Annotated in this window: 23 protein-coding genes; 3 read left to right on the top strand and 20 right to left on the bottom strand. The window is 38.8% G+C overall.

Going from position 1 to position 21,493, the window contains the following annotated elements; genetic code table 11:
• Nucleotides 1–26: 26 nt before the first annotated feature.
• The 10 genes from G613_RS18910 to pssD are packed head-to-tail and all read right to left on the bottom strand — an operon-like array spanning nt 27 to nt 9,252.
• Entirely contained in the window at nt 27–914 is an 888-nt protein-coding gene (locus G613_RS18910; RefSeq protein WP_196805078.1) for a glycosyltransferase family 32 protein, read from the bottom strand.
• A complete protein-coding gene (locus tag G613_RS0116620; protein ID WP_029233676.1) occupies nt 898–1,845 on the bottom strand; it encodes a capsular polysaccharide synthesis protein in 948 nt (315 codons plus the stop codon). The genes G613_RS18910 and G613_RS0116620 overlap by 17 nt, the downstream gene beginning before the upstream one ends.
• Nucleotides 1,832–3,223 (bottom strand): O-antigen ligase family protein, encoded by a 1,392-nt coding sequence (locus G613_RS0116615; protein WP_029233675.1) that lies wholly within the window; start codon nt 3,221–3,223, stop codon nt 1,832–1,834. Before G613_RS0116615 ends, G613_RS0116620 begins: the two co-directional genes overlap by 14 nt.
• A gap of 13 nt (nt 3,224–3,236) precedes the next feature.
• Nucleotides 3,237–4,178 carry a glycosyltransferase gene (locus tag G613_RS0116610; RefSeq protein ID WP_029233674.1) on the bottom strand — a complete coding sequence of 314 codons (942 nt, stop codon included), beginning with the start codon at nt 4,176–4,178 and terminating at the stop codon, nt 3,237–3,239.
• A 4-nt stretch (nt 4,179–4,182) separates the two neighbouring features.
• Nucleotides 4,183–5,178: a glycosyltransferase family 2 protein gene (locus G613_RS0116605; protein ID WP_029233673.1), complete on the bottom strand. Its 996-nt coding sequence runs from the start codon at nt 5,176–5,178 to the stop codon at nt 4,183–4,185.
• Complete coding sequence (locus G613_RS0116600; protein WP_029233672.1) at nt 5,120–6,565, bottom strand: polysaccharide biosynthesis tyrosine autokinase; 1,446 nt, start codon at nt 6,563–6,565, stop codon at nt 5,120–5,122. The genes G613_RS0116605 and G613_RS0116600 overlap by 59 nt, the downstream gene beginning before the upstream one ends.
• Nucleotides 6,566–6,588: 23 nt before the next feature.
• Complete coding sequence (locus G613_RS0116595; RefSeq protein WP_029233671.1) at nt 6,589–6,852, bottom strand: PqqD family peptide modification chaperone; 264 nt, start codon at nt 6,850–6,852, stop codon at nt 6,589–6,591.
• Between the two features lie 28 nt (nt 6,853–6,880).
• On the bottom strand, nt 6,881–8,284 hold the full coding sequence (locus tag G613_RS0116590; RefSeq protein WP_029233670.1) for a sugar transferase: 1,404 nt from the start codon (nt 8,282–8,284) through the stop codon (nt 6,881–6,883).
• Nucleotides 8,285–8,305: 21 nt separating this feature from the next.
• Nucleotides 8,306–8,767 carry a PssE/Cps14G family polysaccharide biosynthesis glycosyltransferase gene (gene pssE, locus G613_RS0116585; RefSeq protein WP_278246513.1) on the bottom strand — a complete coding sequence of 154 codons (462 nt, stop codon included), beginning with the start codon at nt 8,765–8,767 and terminating at the stop codon, nt 8,306–8,308.
• An 11-nt stretch (nt 8,768–8,778) separates the two neighbouring features.
• Entirely contained in the window at nt 8,779–9,252 is a 474-nt protein-coding gene (gene pssD, locus G613_RS0116580) for a PssD/Cps14F family polysaccharide biosynthesis glycosyltransferase (protein ID WP_029233668.1), read from the bottom strand.
• A gap of 272 nt (nt 9,253–9,524) precedes the next feature.
• Between pssD and dapF the strand changes: the two genes are divergently transcribed.
• Nucleotides 9,525–10,397 carry a diaminopimelate epimerase gene (gene dapF, locus G613_RS0116575; RefSeq protein WP_029233667.1) on the top strand — a complete coding sequence of 291 codons (873 nt, stop codon included), beginning with the start codon at nt 9,525–9,527 and terminating at the stop codon, nt 10,395–10,397.
• Between the two features lie 82 nt (nt 10,398–10,479).
• On the opposite strand, the gene G613_RS0116570 is transcribed toward dapF, so the two are convergent.
• Entirely contained in the window at nt 10,480–11,340 is an 861-nt protein-coding gene (locus G613_RS0116570; RefSeq protein ID WP_029233666.1) for a class I SAM-dependent DNA methyltransferase, read from the bottom strand.
• 21 nt (nt 11,341–11,361) lie between these two features.
• Nucleotides 11,362–11,844: a COG2426 family protein gene (locus G613_RS0116565; protein ID WP_029233665.1), complete on the bottom strand. Its 483-nt coding sequence runs from the start codon at nt 11,842–11,844 to the stop codon at nt 11,362–11,364.
• A 355-nt stretch (nt 11,845–12,199) separates the two neighbouring features.
• On the opposite strand from G613_RS0116565, the gene hisC reads away from it, so the two are divergent.
• Nucleotides 12,200–13,309 carry a histidinol-phosphate transaminase gene (hisC, locus tag G613_RS0116560; RefSeq protein WP_029233664.1) on the top strand — a complete coding sequence of 370 codons (1,110 nt, stop codon included), beginning with the start codon at nt 12,200–12,202 and terminating at the stop codon, nt 13,307–13,309.
• A gap of 332 nt (nt 13,310–13,641) precedes the next feature.
• Here hisC and G613_RS0116545 read toward each other — a convergent pair whose 3' ends face one another.
• The 8 genes from G613_RS0116545 to G613_RS0116510 all read right to left on the bottom strand — a co-directional run bounded on the left by G613_RS0116545 (nt 13,642) and on the right by G613_RS0116510 (nt 20,518).
• Complete coding sequence (locus G613_RS0116545; protein ID WP_029233663.1) at nt 13,642–14,730, bottom strand: acyltransferase family protein; 1,089 nt, start codon at nt 14,728–14,730, stop codon at nt 13,642–13,644.
• Between the two features lie 167 nt (nt 14,731–14,897).
• Nucleotides 14,898–15,713 (bottom strand): hypothetical protein, encoded by an 816-nt coding sequence (locus G613_RS0116540; RefSeq protein WP_029233662.1) that lies wholly within the window; start codon nt 15,711–15,713, stop codon nt 14,898–14,900.
• Between the two features lie 31 nt (nt 15,714–15,744).
• Complete coding sequence (locus G613_RS0116535; RefSeq protein WP_029233661.1) at nt 15,745–16,485, bottom strand: class B sortase; 741 nt, start codon at nt 16,483–16,485, stop codon at nt 15,745–15,747.
• 40 nt (nt 16,486–16,525) lie between these two features.
• Entirely contained in the window at nt 16,526–17,584 is a 1,059-nt protein-coding gene (locus G613_RS0116530) for an LCP family protein (protein ID WP_029233660.1), read from the bottom strand.
• 33 nt (nt 17,585–17,617) lie between these two features.
• On the bottom strand, nt 17,618–18,091 hold the full coding sequence (locus G613_RS0116525; RefSeq protein ID WP_029233659.1) for a hypothetical protein: 474 nt from the start codon (nt 18,089–18,091) through the stop codon (nt 17,618–17,620).
• A gap of 38 nt (nt 18,092–18,129) precedes the next feature.
• Entirely contained in the window at nt 18,130–18,960 is an 831-nt protein-coding gene (locus G613_RS0116520; protein ID WP_029233658.1) for a polysaccharide biosynthesis tyrosine autokinase, read from the bottom strand.
• Nucleotides 18,961–19,015: 55 nt separating this feature from the next.
• On the bottom strand, nt 19,016–19,750 hold the full coding sequence (locus tag G613_RS0116515) for a YveK family protein (protein WP_029233657.1): 735 nt from the start codon (nt 19,748–19,750) through the stop codon (nt 19,016–19,018).
• A 42-nt stretch (nt 19,751–19,792) separates the two neighbouring features.
• The gene (locus G613_RS0116510) at nt 19,793–20,518 is read right to left on the bottom strand and encodes a CpsB/CapC family capsule biosynthesis tyrosine phosphatase (RefSeq protein WP_029233656.1); all 726 of its coding nucleotides are present in this window, start codon (nt 20,516–20,518) and stop codon (nt 19,793–19,795) included.
• Nucleotides 20,519–20,728: 210 nt separating this feature from the next.
• On the opposite strand from G613_RS0116510, the gene G613_RS0116505 reads away from it, so the two are divergent.
• Nucleotides 20,729–21,202: a Crp/Fnr family transcriptional regulator gene (locus G613_RS0116505; protein ID WP_029233655.1), complete on the top strand. Its 474-nt coding sequence runs from the start codon at nt 20,729–20,731 to the stop codon at nt 21,200–21,202.
• The last annotated feature ends 291 nt before the right edge of the window (nt 21,203–21,493 follow it).

The following is a 21,493-nucleotide window of genomic DNA, read 5'->3' as shown; positions in this document are numbered from 1 at the left end:
TCTTCTATATAGTAACTGGACATTTATCATAACTCCGGTAAAGTGCCTCCATTTTTCTGAGCTAAAGAATACTCATAAAATGGAATATTCCTATTTAGTAACCTGTATCTCTTTTTTCTCACCAAAACCTGCATAAAATCATATACAGTTTCATTTTTCTTTAGGATATTTTTGATCTTATTTTTGAAGCTATCACTATCATCAGCCTTGGTTCGCCACTCACCGGCATTTAAATGGATAGCGTAATGTCTTTTTGTTATTGTCCCGATTTCAAACAGCTCCTTAGGATAAATAACAAAATCCCCCATATCCTGAAACTTGTTATTCAGCAATAACTTTGGATAATGCTTCAAAATATAATAAGTGTAGTAATAATTACTTGTTGCATAGCCATGAACCAGTAGCTTACCGTCTTTCCACTCAAATACTTTTCCTTTTTCCTCTGTTTTAGGAAGAATGATTGTATTGTCATACATATCCATAATTCCCCTGATAAAAGGATTGCCTTTCTGACTACCAATAATTGCTGTTCCTATGGAGCAATCAAAAATGAAGTTCAAAAAGCATTTATGCTTGAGCAATTTATCAAAGCTTCTGTTTATTTTTACATCAGTATCTAAATATATTCCGCCATATTCATATACTGCTTTCAGTCTGTAATAATCACCAATAAATCCGAGTTGTCTGTCCTTGAAGGTATTGCGAACAAATTCATTTTCATCAAAAGAACAATTGCTTTCATCCCACCTCATAACAGTATAGCCATGAAGCTTCTCCCAGGTGTCCAAACAATCCTGCAAATCCTTGGGAAGAGGTTTTCCGCCGAACCAACAGTAATGAATAATCTTGGGAATTCTATCCCCACCTGCTGGTTCAATGTTCTTTATGTCGTTAGAATTAGTAGTTTGCTTCATTGATGACAACATCGTAGAACGTTCCTTTCTTTTTAAGCTTTTCCTGATCAAATTTAATACTTAGCTTATGGATTCCGATTCGCTTTTTCAAAATATCATACTTTTTCCTATCGAAATCATCATATATATATGTAGCCAATACATGAGAATCTACCTGACTTACAACCGGAATTGCATTATATTCATCCTGATAATAGTCATTGGCTACGCTACCCAAAATATGCAAGATATAGTAATTAGAAATATAATCATAATCTCTAAGGTATTCGTATAACATTTTTTGTAGTAGGCATAACAGGTTGTTATTGGTTGTACTATGGATAAACCAACTGTTAAGTTCCATAATCTCCGGATTAAATCCAAAATAATAGAAACTAAACATAAACAAGGGTAAATCCTCAATATCCCTTAGAAGAACATCATCTGTCATATAAACCGATGCATCAATCCAATATCCGCCATACTTATTAAGTAGTTCAAGCCTCATAATATCTGAAAACAAGGCATTTGTTATAATCCCTTGTTCTCTTTTCCTGATAATAAAGTCCGGAAGAGTAACGTATTGACTATAATTATTCTCATCTATAATAACGAAGGTCTTTTCAGGCATGATCTTCTTTTGACTTTCTATACATTTTTGAACTATTTCCGGCGCATTTTCTAGTCCCTGAAGCCACATTATCCACACGGTATCATTATTTTGCTTCTTAGGTAATGATTCCCATGGCCTATCTGCAGTGCACTTTTTCAAATACTTCTTCTTGTACCTGCGATAATATATCATACGATGTTTCTGACCAGCCATAACTCCATACAGGAAGTGTGTTTTCTCATCGTTATACTTAACTTTGAGCATAATCTGATCATATATAGTTCCCAAAAGCATATGGTCTTTGATACGGTTTATTAGCTTATTGTCACTTTTTGACATATTTAGATACCCTTTTGCCTATATACTTACTCTTTCCTTCTGGTGGAACGTAAGGCGTTTTGTCGGCGCATAGATAGAAAGCAATAATGATGTACAAATACTTAAGTGTCTGTAGTGAATCTGCGATATATAAATGTAATGCATAGCAGACACCTGCAATAAACATGGCTCTTATAAGTGCAGATCTTGTCCGGTACATATCTACAAGCATCTTTATTCCCATATAAACCAAGAAAAAAATATAAGCAAACATACCTGGATAGGCATATCTGATATACTCAGCAATATAGTAATTATCAATCGATTTAATAACATGCCCCTCTACAACACCTGAGAAAGCTCTTTTTCTTCCATATCCAAGGATAGGGTTGAGCCATGTAACTCTAAAAATACCTTTAAGCTGATCTCTATATGCCGAGCTACTGGTTAGCGCCATCATATCTGCACCATACTTGATTGAGTAGGTTGTTCCGAACACTGAGTCAATTACACTAGTCAGCTGAAGCAGCACATATTCACCAAAAGAAGTTTTCTGAAGAGCAAAAACAACAATTGCGAATAATGTTATCGAAGTAGTTAGGTAAAACATATTCTGTCTGAAATACTTTCTCTCAGATAGTATCAGCATGAGAAAAAGCTCTCCGAACATAATTCCAAGACTGGATCTGGAGCCCGTCATGAATATATTCACAATAACTCCTATTAATAGCAGCGGTCTTCGAAGAATGTTATATTCCTTTTTTTCTACGTCATAACCCACAAATGGCATTGCCGCAATCAACAAAAGTCCATATCCCAACGAATGGACACAACTACTCATAACTCTGTAATGTCCGCCTCTTACAAATGCCTCGATGGGGAGATTGTCAATAGTCATCAACACAAAAAAAGGTGATTTATGAGTAAATGATTCATAAAAGCCCAAAATAATAAGAGTGGTTAAGAAGCCTAAAACAAGCTTATATGCTCTGTCCACTCCTAAACTATCCCGTATCACGTAAATCATAAGATACATCTCAAGTATCTCAATAAACGGATTAAGAAACGCGTTTATATCTGCACGAAGTACCATGGTATATATCAAAACAAACATGTACGGCAAAAGAACTAAAGACATTTTCTCTTGCTTGATCATTGATACAAAATCCACGGATCTGTCATAGTCACAGATAATGAATATCAATAAAAATATAATTCCAACTCGAACCGTAGTTAAATCAAAAATCGGATTCGGAATGCCAAAATACTGAGGCATTATATAAAGAGCAAACAGATAAAATACGGCTACTCTATAGAAAATAGTCTTCTCTCTGGGAGCCTTTAGATATTTGCTTTTCTCGGTATTAACTTTTGCAATTTCACTCTTAATTACTGTCATCCGTATATCCCAATTATCTGATAGCCATCATTAGTTCAACCGGAATTGAGCGTCTCTTATGATAACAATCAGTATATGCCAGTAGTAAAACGCTATTTACCAGTTTTCTGTTCTCGATAAGCGCAATTCTTAATTCTGTAGCTTTAATATGTTTCTTTAGCAATTTTCCCTTATTCAGTTTATCTTTTTCATTTTTTAGATACTCCTGAATAAACCAGTAGGTCTGCTCATGACTTTTTTTCAAATCATATAAATACTTAAGTCTTTGCTCATTTTTATGCTCTTTGTGAAGAGTTACATTATTTGAATGCAGTCTTCTTTTAAGAGTAGTTTTATGGTAAAAAAACAACCTATCCATAGAGAGTGCCAGTTTCCAGGCATACTCATCATGAGCCCATCCCTCATACCAAAAACTGTCTATAGCATCCATAAAGTTTCGGCGCATAACCATCGTGCATCCCTGGCAACCTATAAAGATGTTTTCCGAATTAAATGTTAATCTTTCAACACTTCCGTCATTTTTGAACTTTGCGAGTTCCCATTTGGGAACATCAGGAGCATCTTCAGAGCATTTAAATGGTTCAAATTCAGAACCCAGAAGCCCAATTTCAGGGTTATTCTCCATGACTCCTATCATTTCCTCTACTCTGGTATCAATCCAGATATCATCCTGATCACAAAAGAAAACGTAGTCCCCATTTGTCTCTCTGAGTGCGCTTATAAAATTTGACGCATATCCGAGGTTCTTCTCATTAACAGTTATCTTTATTAAACCTTCCAGGTTATTGCTCTTAATGTAGTCATTAACTACCGCTACAGTCTGATCCTTGGATATATCATCATGGATGATAATCTCATCAACCTTTCTGGTCTGTCTAATGATAGACTCAAGCTGCTCAAGTATGAATTTTTCTCCGTTATAGGTGGCTATCGCCACCGAAATAACTGGTTTCATTTCGTCATCCTATCATCACTTTGGAAAGCACCCTGGAATATACACCGCAGTTCCATCTGCCCACGGATTTTATATATAGTCCAACCTTTCCCTTAAAATACTTGTTTTTCCTGTAATAAGGAAAGTTTTTAATTACAAAATCGAATGTCTTTTCAAAAAGCTCTTTTCTCATGAAGCCATTTTTAACTCTGCCAATTCTGCTAAAATTACTGCAAAATGCAATCTTCACACAGAAATACTCAAGCTCTTTGTAGTACTCTCGAAATAGCCCTTTCTTGACATAAAAATCAATAATATCATCAAAAACCTTGATAATGTCACCAACCTTAGCCCCTGAGTTTACCGTCATGGTTGAACCCTGTCGCACACTATAATAAACAAGCTTTTCATCAAGATATGCATGTTTCTTAACAAAAGGAAGAGTTTTTATATACCAGGCTGTATCCTCGTAGATCATTCCTTCTGGGAAAAATATATCGTTTTCAATAAATATTTCCCGCCTGTATAACTTATTCCAAGGCGAAACCTGAGGATTTAAAAACAATTCCTTAGGATCCTCATGTGCTGTTATTGTGCCTCTAGTATCTATTTCTTTATAAATAGGATTACCATCAGCATCTCTACCTGTCTCTAACATGCTGTGATAATGACATTCCACCAAATCTGCATCCTGCGCTTTGGCAAGTCTATACATCTTTTCAAACATTGAAACATCTACATAGTCGTCTGAATCAGCAAAGCCAATATATTCACCATTGGCCTGCCTGATTCCAAGATTTCTGGCTGTAGCCTGACCGCCATTAGTCTTGTTAAACACTCTGATTATATCCGGGTATTTGTCAGCATACTGCTGAATTATTTCCGGCGAATGGTCTGTTGAACCATCATTGACCAGTATTATTTCCAATTCATTCTTATCAATAGTCTGATTTACAAGTGCATCAAGACTTCTTTTTAAATAGCTTTCGGTGTTGTACACCGGTACTACTATGCTTACCATAATCTCCACCGTCTACGTAATCTTTGTGGTTATAATCTACAGAATGTACATCTATTCCGTTGTAAATAAATCCGCAGATATTTGCATTAACTGCCTCTAGTCTTCGAATAATAAGTTCTTCTCTTTCAAATCTTGACACAAATTCTCTAACCACAACAATAAACGCTGTAGCAACATTAACAAGCTCGACACCATCGGCTACAACACCTATAGAAGGTGTATCAAGGACTATTACATCATACTCATTCTTAAAGTTCTGAATCATTTCCTTCCATGTATCACTTATGAGAAGGTCTGTCGGATTTGGAGGTATCACACCTGTAGTTATAAGATCAAGGTTCTCTCTAATATTCTTTCTGACATTTATCTTTTTGTTGATGCCTGCAAGATATTCACTAAGACCATTCCTAGGTTCAAGACCAAATTCAGCTGCAATGTTTCCATTTCTAAGATCCGCATCTATAAGGAGAACCTTTTTGCCCATATTTGCATAAGAAATCGCAAGATTAATACTATTGGTAGTCTTACCCTCGTCATAATCTGCACCTGTCACAGCAAATACAGGACAATTCTCACCTTTGCCCATAAACAAAAGATTTGTTCTGATATCGTTATAGGCCTCTTTCAGAACAAATGGGCTATCATCAACTAATTTAACCTTAGGCTCGCCCTTATCATCAACATCATTTATCTGTGGCACCATTCCAAGAATCGGAACAGTGAACATGTCCTCTACTTCGTATACTCTTCTATATCTTGTATCAAGCAAGCCTCTTGCCATAAAGAAAACTAATGACAAAAAACCTCCTGCCACGATACCAACAAGTGCCATAAGAGTAATGCTGCTGGATCTGTATGGAGATGTAGGTAAAACTGCCTCATCCAATACTTCTATGCCACCTGATTTAACAATGCTGATGATCTTCTGTGGCGCAAGTTTTCCAATTGTATTGGCTATCAACATCGCGTTATAAGGGTTTTCATCGTATACATTTACCCTAAAAACAGCAGTACTACCAACAGCAGAAGATGTAATATTACGCTTGAGGATAGAAACTGAATACATTGTAGGATCAAGCTCAGCATCCTCGATAACACTCTTTAAAAAGCTGTTACTCTTCATAATCTGCATATAACTGCTAAGAAGTGCATTCGCATTACTGATATCAGATGCAGACAGGTTAATACCATTATCGTTAATATAATCAGGATTGGTATAAACATACATTGAAATCTGAGCCATATATGTATTAGTTCTCGTAAAATAAGAAAATGCCCCAGCAAGTACACCGCAAACCAGTCCGGCCAATATCATGTACTTGAGCTTTGTCTTAAAAATCCAAAAAAGCTTTTCCAGATGAAAATTCTGCAATATTGTCTTTAACATTTTTCATAGTCTCCACATTCAAATTAGATAAAATCAAGCTCTTTAAGCTTTCCAAGGAAGTCCTGTACTGACTTAGCACATTCTTCCTCTGAAACATCATACTCACCAAGAAGCTTCTTGATGATGTCCTCAACAGAGATTTCCTTCTGAATAAGGTCCCAGATATCATTTCCTGCTCCCTTGATCATGAAATATTTACCAGACTCGAAATCTATCATAACTTTCTCTCCAGAAAGATCTGTTACATTGAGCTGCTTTTTAAGTTTTACGATTTCCTTCATATCCATTTTTGTTTTTCCCTCCAAATTAAAAAAATCAATATGCTCCTTTTTTTGTCACAAGAACTCCAACTGTTTTAAATAAAATAGCTATATCTGCCCATAAAGTCCAATTATCAATATATCTAAGATCCAGTTCCACAACATCATCAAAGTTAGTGATATTATTTCTGCCACTAATCTGCCATAAACCAGTGACTCCCGGCTTAATACTGATTCTTCTCCACTGTCCCCTCTTATACTGTGCAACCTCATCTACAGTAGGAGGCCTAGTGCCAACCAGACTCATATCCCCTTGGATAACATTAAATAGCTGCGGAAGCTCATCAATACTTGTTTTCCTAATAAACTTCCCGACCCTGGTAACTCTTGGGTCATCTTTTATCTTGAACATGAAGCCATCCATTTCGTTATGCTCCATAAGTTCTTTCTTTTGTTCTTCCGCATCCACACACATACTACGGAATTTATAAATATCAAATTTTCTGCCGTTTTGTCCAACTCTGGTCTGCTTGAAAATCACGGGCCCCGGCGAATCAAGTTTAATTGCTATAGCAGTTGTCAGCATTATAGGTGATAGAATAATCGTAGCAATCACACTGATGATTAGATCCATAAGCCTCTTAAGCGCCTGCTCGTAGCTGTTAAGTGCTATCGTATGATATGTAATAAGCGGATATGTACCCACCGAGCTAACATAACTGTTTGATCTATGCATTCTACGCGAATAGGAGACATCCATTACAACTTTAACTGTAACTCCCATTTCCAGACACAAATCTATATATTGCTGTATCTGCGCGATATTATCATCACTATGCTGAATAAAGTAAATCTGATCCAACTCATTATTTCTAACAATCTGCTCCAGGTCATCGAGATTTCCAAGGATATTGAACACTCTCTTTTCCGGCATTTCTCTATCAAGAATGTACCCAACTTCTTCAACTCGTACACTGGTTTTATTCAAAAAGTAATTGAATTTCTCATACTCATCAAAAGTCCCCACAAAGGCAGCCCTTGGTGCCTGATGATTAGTTATCATCATCTGGAACAACCTACTGATAACCATATTCACGCATATAGCTACATATGCCCATAATATAAAACTCAAATGAAACCTTCTGATATTGATATGCGGATTGTACACATACATGAATCCAGACGTAATACCTGCTGACAAAAGCCAGGACTTACTGATTATTTTCCAGAATCTATCCATGTAGAAGAAAAGCGTCACGTTATAGATTCTGGCCTCTTTATTAGCAAGGATGTAAATCACTCCAAATACAACAACAAGCGCGAGACATTTGGGTTGTGTCTCCGGTAAGATAACATCCTCAAATGCCTTGCGCTCTATTAAATAAACGATAAAGAGAACTGCTATGTCCTCTAACATCTGTATAAAATTTGTATTTGCTCCCTTGTTACTCCTATTCATACCAAACCTACGCACTTAATTCTAATCAAAAATATTGATAAATCTCATGATAGTCTCCTCAATGTTGCCGCCCTTAAGTTCGTATGGTTTAAAATCAAACGTCCTTGCTTTATCAATATAGTCCTTTAATTCTGTTACTTCCTCACAGCACAATACGCATCCCTTAGAAGAAAACGCATTGGCAATCTGACACTGATGGTCATCTACATGCTCAGCGTACTTGTTCTTACGAGGCACAACCACAATTGGCCTCTTAGCGTTTATCCCCGAAATGATCGTACCCACACCGGCGTGGGTAATAAGAACACTACACTCTGCAATCTTCTTGTTATATTCGTCCACGTCCATAAAATCGGTATAACCGCAGTTCGTTGGCGTATAGTCAGACCAGCCTCTTTGCACAAAAATCTCCTCCGTCATTTGCGCAGCCAACTCGTCTACCGCCTTAACAAGTCTATTCATTTGAAACTTTTGCGTCCCCAAAGTGACAAAAATCAAAATATACCGCCTCCAAGCATCGACTTCGGATATTTCTCAAGCATATCTTCCCATTGCACCATGAAAAGATCTGACATGTTGTACACTAACTTACCTGTAAGTGAGGGTTCATTAACCCTCGCAAAGGATTCAACATAAATCACCTTGATTCCTAATAGCTTGCCAATTACGCAAAATGGGTAAGCTACCAGAGCACCTGTTGTTATAATGAAATCTGGTTTCTCCCTAAGTAGTATCACTAATGTTCTAAAGAAAAGCCAAATAAACTTAGGTAAAAAATTAATCTGTTTTCTGTTCATCATGGGGACATAATACTTCTTCTCACAGAAGTTCTTGATTACAAAGTCACTTTTTTCTGTGACCAAAAAGCAATCATATGCACCCTCAATGCCTTTAAGTCTTGAGATTTCTTCCAGGTGACCACCTGAAGACGCTACAAAGCAGATTTTCTTAACTCCCTCTCTCTTCATACATTTTCCTCCACATCCAAATACACGGGAATTTCCCCCAGTTTCAACGCATATCTGTCCCCTAAATGCGAATAAGCTATTTACTATAAATGCACATTAATTACTTTATACTCATTTCAATCATAAAATCTATCATATTTGTTAGAATTTTTGAATAGGTAATTTAAATAATAATTCATTTTTTTTTATATTTTTCTTCATTTCATTGAAAAAGCAGATAAAAAGCCGTAAAATTAACTAACTTTACTAGAATATGGGAGGGTTTTTGACTTATGCTTTTTACCAAAATGCACGGCTGTGGAAATGACTATGTTTATGTAGACGGTTCAAAAGAAAAAATACCTCAGGAAAAGAAATCCGAAATCGCAAGATTTGTTTCTGATCGCCATTTCGGCATTGGTTCAGACGGACTTATATTTATAAATCCCGTGGATGACGATTCCATCGACTTTGAGATGGAAATGTACAACGCAGACGGCTCCAGATCGGAGATGTGCGGAAACGGCATAAGATGCGTAGCCAAGTATGTGTATGATAATAATCTCACCGACAAGAAAAAGCTCGTAATAGTAAGTGCCGGAAAAAAGAAATACATCGACTTAGAGATTGGTGATGATAACAAAGTAGCTTCTGTTAAAGTTGATATGGGTGCTCCCATTCTCACTCCTTCTCTTGTTCCAGTAAAGATTAACGGTTTTCTTGACGCAGATGCAATTGTTGACACACCTGTCACAATAGCTGATAAAGAATGGAGGATAACCTGCGTATCCATGGGAAATCCTCATACAGTTGTTTTTCTACCGGAAGATGAAGATTTATCGACATTTGATATTGAAAAGATCGGACCAAAATTTGAGAATAATGAGATATTCCCAAACCGCACCAATACAGAATTTGTTAAGATAGACGATCGTGGCAACGTTCATATGCGTGTCTGGGAACGCGGCACCGGCGAGACTCTGGCCTGCGGAACAGGATGCTGCGCAACAACTGTAGCCTGCATCTTAAATGGTCTTACAGATGACAAGGTTGCTGTCCACGTCCTTGGTGGTATTGTAACCTGCTCCTGGGATGGTAATCCTGAATCTTCCGTAATTATGGAAGGTCCCGCCACTACAGTATTTACCGGCGAGATTAACCTCTGATGCAGTTATTCCGATTTCAAAAGAGTAATAGAAAAGGACAAGTCCTTGCTTATACGCAGGATCTTGTCCTTATTTTTCGATATTATTTACCGAACTCCCGGGCAACAATATATATTCTCTCACTCTCATCATCCGGGGCCTGGTGTGTATCCACATCAATAGCCTCCACAAACTCAAGTCCTGCTGCCTTAACGAAGCTGCGCATCTCATCAAGAGTGTAACCCCTTTGATAATGAGTCTCTGAAAAACGTCTGAATATCTCATCTTCATCAGAGGCCTTAACAAATATCGTCAGGTCATACTCATTCACATGCTCTTCTTCGTGATAGTAATTATCCCATATAAAACTGCAGTCATCGCGGTTCTCAGCTATCGTTGCATCCCCAATAACATCTCTGTACTTGTGAAGGGTATTGAAATCAAAGATGAATACTCCCTTAGGGTACAGGAAGTTATTGACCAGTCTGAAAGTTTCTATAACATCCTCATCCTCCAGAAGATAATTGACGCTATCACATACACTGACAATTGTTCCGGCAGTGCAGTACAAGTCAAGTTCTCTCATGTCCTGTTCAAGATACATGATATCAAGTCCGGCCTTAGCCGCCTTATTCCTGGCAATATTAAGCATCTCAGGAGATAAGTCAACTCCCATAATGTCATAGCCTTTATTTTTCATAACTTGGGTAAAAGAGCCGGTTCCGCAGCCAAGCTCAACTACAAGATTTCTCTCCTGAGCAAGTGCCTCTTCTTCACTGATGGAATCTTCCACAGAATTGCCGTCACTCTCTGAACCAGATTTAGCGCATGAAGTATCCGCAACCACAGGTTTTGAAATACCGTACTTCTCAATTAGCCCAGCAACAAAATCACCCCATACATCGTATGGGGTTTCATCCATAAAGGTATCATATACAGTTGCAAAATCTGAATAAGCTTCCATAAACAAGACCTCGTAATACTATTAAACTACAACGCCTACTATAACAAAGCTTACAATACTCATGATAATTCCGGCAAGCGCAACGCCGCAGATTACAGCAAGAACGCTCTGCTTGAAATCCATATCAAGAATTGACGCTGCCAAAGTTCCTGTCCAGGCACCTGTTCCGGGAACAGGAATACCTACAAACAATAAAAGAGCTACGAAAAGGCCTCTTCCTGCAGTTGCCTGGAGCTTGCGGCCGCCCTTTTCACCCTTCTCAAGGCAGAAGGTAAAGAACTTTCCGATTACAGGCTTATCCTTGCCCCATTCAAGAACCTTTCTTGCAAAAAAGAAAATGAATGGTACAGGAAGCATATTTCCGATAGCAATAAGAACATAAGCAAGCTTAAGATTAAATTCAGGATCAACAGCATGAATTCCGTGAGCAATAGGAATAGCACCTCTAAGCTCTACAAGTGGAACCATTGCCCACAAAAAAACTGATAAATATTTAGCCAACATGGATAAATCTCCTTCCAAATCAATACACATAAATAACTAATCAAAACACAAACGACATTTTAACATCAATTTGTTTTATTAACAATTGAATTTTTCTAGTACGCTATCTATGCGCCAAACAATTCGTTCTTCCTAGGCACAGATATGTATAATTCTTTCTATGCCCTCCCAATAATAATCTCTTTGGGTACATAGACTTCTTTTTGTCTCCTATACCCACTTACCAATAATTCTTTTCATAAAAAACAGTTAGTTTTTTAGACAGTTGCATATTGAGCTTTATTTATGTAAAATGTCTTTATCGTAGTAGAGCGTGAAAGTAAAAAACTTTTATATGAAAAAACGGAGAAGCAATATGAGCTGGGAAGAAAATGTACGAAAGGTTGTGCCCTATACACCGGGAGAACAGCCCAAAATCAAAAATATAATCAAGCTTAATACCAATGAAAATCCTTATCCGCCTGCGCCTGCAGTGGAAATGAGATTAAAGGAGATGGACGTTTCGGATTTTAGAAAATATCCTGATCCGACATGCTCGGTGCTTGTGGATGCGATAGCTGATTATTATAACGTAGATAAAAAGAAGGTGTTTGTAGGAGTTGGCTCCGATGATGTGCTTGCTATGGCTTTCTTGACCTTTTTTAATTCGGATAAGCCGATTCTTTTCCCTGACATTACATATTCTTTTTATGATGTATGGGCTGAACTTTTTAGAATTCCTTACAAACAGATTCCGCTTAAGGATGATTTTTCAATAAATGTTGATGAGTACTGCAACTTAGCCAATACAGATGCAATTGATGGATTATCTGTAGCAGAAGATTCCATTCTTAAATGCGGAGGAATTGTAATAGCGAATCCAAATGCACCGACCGGATTGGAATTGGGACTAAATGCTATTGAGAAAATAATTGCTTCCAATCCTGATGTTGTGGTGATTGTCGATGAAGCCTACATAGATTTTGGCGGCACTAGTGCACTTCCATTAATAGATAAATACGATAATCTTCTTGTAGTTCAGACTTTTTCCAAGTCAAGATCCATGGCAGGAATGAGGATAGGTTATGCTTTCGGATCAGAGAAGCTTATTAAGTATCTTTCTGATGCGAAGTTTTCTTTTAACTCCTATACCATGAATATGCCAACTTTGGAGCTTGGAGCACTGGCTGTTGCTGATAAAACTTACTTCGATGAGACTAGAAATAAGATCATTGCTACAAGGGAGAGGACAAAAGCTTCGTTAAAAGAACTGGGCTTTGAATTTGCAGATTCGAAGACAAATTTCATTTTTGCTAAACACCCGGGTAAATCTGGTAAGGAGATATTTGATGAACTCCGTCAGCGTGACATTATTGTGAGAAGATGGGATGCAGAGAGAATAAAGGAATATCTTAGAATCTCCATCGGAACTGATTATGAGATGGATAAGCTGATAGCAGCGTTGAAGAATATTATTGAGAAATAACCAACCAATTGACTAAGATAACTAATTGCACAAAGATTTAGATTGCATGATGATAATTCAGGAATAACTAGAAAATTGCTACATGAATTAAAGCAAGTATAGATCAATCATTTGCCTTGCTTTTTCAGGATAAAAGAATTCCTTTCCAACAGGAATTCTTGGTTCATATCTATAAGGTATTTCATACCTAAAAAGTTCGTCGGCAATCATTGCCTCAGATTTTGAACGCACCATGTTTCCTTTTTAGCGAAAACGAATTTTATACCCCAAAAATCACTCCACAAAAATGCGCACAGGCCACCGCCCATGCGCATTTTTTATTTCTTCTTTTTTTATTTCTTCTTCCCTATTTTTCTTTTAACAAGTCTGATAAGCTCAATTATTCCTATGCTACCGAGAAGAACCAAAATTCCCACAGGAATTATTAGTGCTATTCCGATTCTCACATAGCCAAAGATATTCAGAATAGACTGTACATAAGTAATTATCATCCACTGAGCAAGATAAATTACATCAAGGTTTTTACCAAGGTAAGAAACAGCTTTGTTTACAGGCTCTGCTGTAATCTTTACAGAAAAGAAATAGTAAATAGGAAGCGCTGTCAAAATAACCAGTGCAATGAACAAATGGTGAAGTAATGACTGTGAATAATAAACTCTTCCTGCAAGCATGAACATAGTTCTAATGTCGAATCCCAAAGCAGTATAAATAAAGGTAAATACTAATGCTCCCACAAAACCTACAGGGAAGATTCTAAGGTAGAACTTATTTTTATCCTCAGTCCTCAACAGGAAGTATCCAAAGATCATTCCGAACACGGGGTAAAAAATCCATCTAAACAATGGGAATGTTGTAACATCATTGGTCTCAAAGAAAAGACCAAGCAGATACTGAACCCATGATCCCGTAAAATCAAGCTTGGAAAGCTGGCCGCCAAGTACTGAAAGAACCAGGGATGTCACCATCATTGCAGGCAGATTGAACTTCATTTTTTTCATAAGGGCAATTGTAAAAAATGCCATTCCGGCAAACTGCAGAATGCTTACAAGGAAAAATGAATCTGCCAGAGTCCAGGGAACAACATAACCAAGCGCTATAGCTATAGCAGTAGGAACTGTTCCCTTAAAAAAGCTTAAAAGATATCCGTTCTTAAGCAGGTGAAAACCTCTCTTTACCATCTGAGCAGGTTCACTGTTCTTGGAATACATAATTCCAATACCCATGCAAAACATAAATAAAGGAGCTGCAAGAGGTCCTGCCAAAAATTCCAAGGTAAGTCTAAAGGCTCCTGTAGGAACAACTTCTGTATCAACAACGCTTATCTGCTCATAGACATGAACGCAGATCATAGCGATTATAGCAAAGGCCTTGGCCCAATCAAGCTCTTTCTGTCTTCCGGCGTTAACTATTTCTTTGTTCATAAAAATCTCCAAATATAAAACTATTTTTAAGCGCAACGTCGAAAATACTATCATGTTTTTATTTCAATTGCAAGAAAAAAAATACGCATAGACGAAAGCCCATGCGCATAAAAACAGCCACTGAAAACCAGTGGCTGTCTGTAGTCTTTATATTCAAAATAGATATCTTAGTAAGTAACGGAAGCAAGAACCGGTACTCTGATAAATGCTATTGTGCCGTACCTTGTCATATTAACTACTACATGATCCTGGCGAATCTCTGCTGTTGGAAGCTGAACCCACTTGCCGTTCTGAGCCTGATATACTGCGATGTTATCGCCGGCTGTAACACCTGTTACATAGAAGTTAACCTTGGCGCTCTTGAAGGCAACTGTTGATGTAACTGTAACGCAGTTTACAAGTGATCCCTTAAGGCTTGCTGCCAGAGCTGTTGCAGAGGTCATTGTTCCGCCATCAGGAACACCAACGATAAAGGTAACATTACTCTTACCACCGTTGATCTCAACATGTCCACCCTGTCCTACGATATTTCCGCCATAAGAAACTGCGTTATTGCGGATCAGCATCTGATTTCTTACATCATTGCCGGATGAACCACCTCTTCCTGCTGATGCATTCTTAAGATCATTATTAACAGCCTTAAGCTTGTTCTCATAATCACCAGCCTGTTTGTTAAGCTTGCTTATCTGAGAGCTCTGCTGCTGTGCAAGCTTAGCATAGTTATTGAGCTGCTTCTGCATCTCCTTGTTAGTATTCTTAGTTTCTTCTATTGTCTTGTTGGCTTTATCCAAAGCATCTTTGGTCTCAGATGCCAAGGAATTCGCGGTATCTGCTGCCTTCTGAGCCTGCTCAGCAACACTTCTCCAATAAGAAGCCTCAGCACTTGGTGTGCCCGGAATGCTGGAGCCATCAGCTGCATACGCACAAACTGCAGAGAATACTAACATTGTACCTGCTAACATTAGAGCCAGAATCTTTTTCATTTTCCCGCGCCTCCATACTTTTCTTACAACTTTAATATTCCTCAGGGTCTCCGTAATCCACGTATCTGTCTATAGTCCCTGCTACGTCGCCTATTAAACTTCCTATAACCACCATCTGTTTTCCCGTATCAGGATTAACAGTTGATAACGTAAGTAAAAAATTCTCAGGAATTATCTGCCCTTCCCAGTCAGTTCTCACAACCTTATTCATAGTCCTTGAATCAAATATCTCTTCTATGAAATCCTGACATCCGGTGGCATAAGAAAAATCATACTGAGAAAGAAGTCTTGTATTATCCCTTTCATACGCCGCAAACACATAGTACATAAGGGCGTTTCCATTCATATACACATGGATAAAGGAATGCTCATCAAAAAAAGCCCTGTCTAAATACTGGGGAAGCGTTGCAAAAAGCGTTCCATCCGCCGGTGCCGATCCAAGAAAAACCTCGTTAAAGTCGCACATATCAGCACTGTTTGCTGCTTCTATATATATCGCCCCTTTAGGATCCTCTTTTCCCGCATAATCATGGGTCCTGTAATAGTCATCGTCGCCTTCAGAACTTTGAAGTACCGGATAATCTATCATAGTGCCCGGAATCCTAACCCAGGCTATAATATCGCTATTAATTACAGCAAGTTTGTCAAAGTCTACAAAAGACTCATCAGCTTCATCTCCGGTACTTACATCAGTAGGTATTTCATCAGATGCGCACCCAGAAAGAAGTATAACTGCCAAAAGCAGTGCCGAAGCCCTTTTTATTCTTTTCATACCTATGCTTAATCTATATCGGCTATTTTGTCTCATAACTTTAGTCAACGTTATCAACTTTTTCATAAAAAACTTCGATTATAGTCCTATACAGATCATCCTCATCAATATAGAACTCCTCAAAGTCTTCTCCTCTCGTTGTTTTACCGTTTATCATCCTGAAATCCGTAGCATCAAAAGAATACTTGATCATATCCGGAGCCAGATAAGAAACTTCGTCAGCTGAAATATTGGTAACCATGGCATCGCTAATCTCAGTAAATATCTGAATAGCCGCATTTGTATTCTCTGAGCTTGCGTTTCTTGCGGCCTTGATAAATGCGTTAAGATACTGACGCTGTCTTTCAAGCCTTCTGTCATTGGAGCCATAGAGCTTAACATCTCTGCTCTTTACATAATGAAAAGCTGTCTCGCCTTCCAGATGGACCTGTTCGCCCTCCACAAGCTTTTTATCAAACTTGGTTAGATCTTCAAGCACCGTGACATCAACGCCGCCAACCATGTCATTGATCGTCGGAATAGCACTCATGTTTATAGCTGCGTAGCCATGAATAGGAAGCTGGTAAAAGAGATTTGACACCGCCTTCACCTGATATTCACAGGATTCCTCCATGCCATTTCCAAAGCCGTGCTGAACCGCTATCTGCGCGATCATGGTAGTCATGTATCTTCCATATTCATCATAAATATCAACATCCGTCATGGTGTTTCTATTGATGCCGATTATCTTAATGCTTTCATTGTGAGGATTTAACACCAGCAGAAAAAGAGCATCTGCCTGGCCTCCGTCAACTCCCTCTTTTACCTCCTTAACAACCTCATTGCTTTTGTCGATACCCATTACCAGGAAAGTAATGATATCTTCGTTGTAGTCGTAAACCGCTCCGTCATATCTGACCCAGTCGCTCTGCCACTTGCCGCTGGTATCCGCAGAGTACTCGGCACCGGCCTGTTCCAGCATAGGTGTGCTGGTTACAGACTTGGAATCCAGATTCGATTTTCCAAATAGCCTCATAGCCTCAAACCCGGCCAGACCTCCTGCAATGAAAGTCATAAGAACCGCCCAGACTATAAGGAATACTCTGCCCACTTTGCCCATAGGCATTTCTCCTGTTTCAATAATAGTTTAGAGTCATTGGTTTTCTAATTCTTCTACCGCCGGCTCAAAAGAACTTCCTTCGGCGCTACTGTATTCACCAGCTTCGCCGTATAGCCCAAGATTTGGATGAAGCTCATCCTCTATAAGCTCGTCAACCTCACCATCACTGTCTATATCCTCAATATCAGCAGGAAAAACTCTTGACTGCTTAGCCACATTTCCGCTGTAGTCAGCAACTGCATAGTAAACCACTGCTGTCTCTGCATCCCTGTTAAGGACCACTTTTTCAACCACAATCCTGTTTGTAATATCTCCATCTCTGGAATCATAGGCATTTATTCCGGCTATAAGGTCAGACTCCTCTGTAGTCGAATCATAAATCAGATTAAGCGCAGAGAATCTGAATTCCGGTGCCTGCCTGTCACTCCTGCCGTAAGCAATTATGATAAAGGCTATCAGAACTCCACTCAGTATTGTAAAAAAAATCCCCAGAATATTACCTTTCACTGGCTATTGCCCCCATTGTTTTTCTAGTATTACTAATGTCAGTCTTTGCGCATTACTCCGGCAAGATAATTAAGCTCATCAAGATCGTCCTCATCCGGCTCCGGATCTACCACATCCGCGGTCGGTCTCTTCGGGACATCTATGTTGTCCTCTCCGTACTTGCCATAGTACTTACCATAGTATTTACCATAGTACTTGCCGTAATAACTTCCATAATGTCCATAGTAGCCCTTACCGGTAATATCAACCTTATTAAGGACTACTCCCAGCATCTTGGCTCCCGCTTTATCAAGCTGGTCTTTAACTCTCTGGGCAAACCTGTAACTGATGGCATTGCTCTCAATTACCATTACGGTTCCGTCGCACTGCTTGGCTACAACCGCGGCATCGATAACACTTCCAAGAGGCGGTGTATCTACGATAATGTAATCAAAAACCTGTTTCATATTTTCAAGGGCCTTACCAAATATCCTGCCTCCCAAAAGCTCACTTGGGTTTGGCGGTACAGGGCCACTGAATATTACATAAAGATTAGGTGTATCCGTCTCACATATTACGCTGGAAAGCCTCTCTCTTCCTACCAGGCAATGTGTAAGCCCAAGCCTCACAGAACCGGTCTTATAACGGCCTACAAGAACTGATTTACGCATATCTGCATCCACCAGAACAGTCTTTTTACCAGCTTCCGCAAATGCCCTGGCAAGTGCCATAGCAACTGTAGTTTTGCCTTCTCCGGGTGTACAGCTCGTAACCGATACAACTTTCACATTCTGGCCGCTGAACTCAATATTACTTCTAAGGGTTTTATAGGCCTCTTTTATCTGATAATTATTCTCTGATTGACTAAAATGAAGTTTGGCGCTCTGCATGAATCCCCCTGATAGTTTCAGTCATACTTTTCTTCTTACTTAATTGAAAACCTGATCACTTTGCCTTCTTTTGTTTGGATTTTTTCTTTTTCTTTTGCTCCATTTCGTCGGTAGTTAGCGGTATAAGCGCCAAGGTACTCATTCCCAGGTATCTTTCCACATCATCGTTACTCTTAATTGAGTCATCCAAAAGATATCCCAGGATTGCAAAAAAGGCTACGACTACCGCCCCAAGAAAGCCTGCTATCACTGTCCATCTGGCCACAGAAGGGCTTGCCTTATCCGTGGGAACATTGGCAGTCTCGGCTATATTAATAGCGTCGATATCCATAACATTAGTAATATGTTCGCTGGCCACCTCTCTGATACAGTTAGCTATTTTCATAGCCATCAGAGGATCCTTATCCTTTACCGTAATTGCTACAATTCGGGTATCCGAAGGAGTATCAACCTTAAGCACGTCATAAAGATCCTTGTACTCCATATCTGTCAAATGAAGTCTCTGGATAACCTCCTCCAAAACTCTCCTGGACTTAATAAGCTCCGCATAGTCCTGGGTGAGCTGTGTGGAAATCTGCACATCCGAATATGTAACCGTCTGATTTTCTTCCTTGTTCAGGATATAAATCTTTGTGGTAGACTCGTATTCCGGATGTATCACAAATTTACTCAGGAAAAGACCTGCCAAAGCAAAGAACACGCCTGCACTGATAATAAGGAACGCTCTCCCCATCAGTACCGCAAACAATTCCCCAAGATTAATTTCAAGCACGTCGTCTCTGTTGTTCATTAAATTCCCCTGTGTTCAGTCACAATACTTTTTCTCAGTCTCTTACAGCATCTCGTTATTTATTACGGACATTGGATTATCGTAAAAGATTTTTTGGCTGTAGCCTTCTCCGTATTTCTTAGCTACGTAGTTCCTGCACTCCAGTATTTCCGGAGCTCTCCGTTGATTGTCATGAGCATCGGTAGCCACAAAATGCACCATATGATTCTTTAATAATTTCTTAGTAAAATGCGATATTCCAAAGCCATACTTTCCCATGATACTTGAGGCATTTACCTGGATGAAACTACCCATGTCTATCAGGTCTTCCACGTGGGAAACGTGGGATACAATGTCGCTGTATCTCTCAACATGCGCTACTATGGGAATAAAACCTGCTGCCTGTATTTGATATATTGCGTTGTGAATAGCTTTGTATGGATTGGTTGGATGAAACTCCACAAGAACGTAATCTGAGCCAGCCAAAGTACATATCTTGCCATTTTCAAGTTCTCTTTGGGTCTCATCACTGTAGTATATTTCGTTTCCAGAATATAGACGTATATTAAGCCCCGCCTTCTGGGCCTTTTCCTGCAGCCTCTCGCAATAAACTCTGTTATGCTCCGGGCTGACATTATGGTGCATTGGCTTATAATGCGGTGTTAAGATGATGCTCTCGACACCATTTTTTTCTGCTGTTTGTAGCATATTAAGACTTGTCTCTACGTCCGGAGACCCGTCATCAACTCCTGGCATAATATGACAGTGAATATCGATAGATGAAAGCATCCCGCTCCCCCTGTCTCATTATTGCAATCTCATCACACTATTACATAAAAATGTGTATGATATTACAAATTTATTATACACCCATAAAATGTACCGTTTCAACATGATGTGCCAAAATCAAGGCTTGTTTCAACATATAGAGAGCGTAAATATGATATTATATATACATAAAGTCGTTTGCTTGTGGATTCTTTTTGCGAGGTAGTTATTATGATGATGCAAATCCCCGAAGGAACTGTAATAATCAGAGAAAATGAAGTAAACATGGATATGTATAAGATTATCCAGGGCAGCGTAGAAGTCTACTGTGGCTACGGCACAGAGAATGAATCGATTCTGGGAATCCTGTCTAAAGGCTCATACTTTGGTGAGATTGGTCTTCTGGCTCAAAAGCCCGCAATATATACTGTGGTAGCTTATTCCGATATCCTTGTACAGCGAATTACCATGTCCGAAATAGACGAATACATTAAGACAAATCATCACGACATATTGCAGATCATGCAGCACATGGCCAATACTATGTACAACATGCAATACTCCATGAATCTTGTATTTGACGATATGGATAAGAAAAACAAATTCAATGCTAAGCCCGAGGAATTCAAGGAATATAAGGCATTCTTCTCCAAACAGTTTGCCAAGTACAATACTCAGAGCTCATCCTCGAGATTTATCAGATAAAAAAATCGGAGACAGTTTTCTGTCTCCGATTCAGACTGTAGACAAAGTCCACGGCATTTGCCGTGGATTTTTCTTTATAAAAGTGCCGAAAACCCAGTATTTATCTGGGCTTGAGGCACTTTTTCTGGTATAATAGAAGTATCAAAGTTGGGGATGGGGATTGCCTTTATGATGACTTCTAATACCGAAAGAAAGCGTGAACAAATGCAGTTTGTGAGCATGGACGATCTGGTTCCACAGGACCACATGCTCAGGCTTATTGATAAAGCCATCGACTGGTCATTCATATAT

It is taken from the genome of Butyrivibrio sp. VCB2006, assembly GCF_000420945.1.
Classification (GTDB): domain Bacteria; phylum Bacillota; class Clostridia; order Lachnospirales; family Lachnospiraceae; genus Butyrivibrio.
This window is presented reverse-complemented; position numbering and strand designations above follow the sequence as displayed.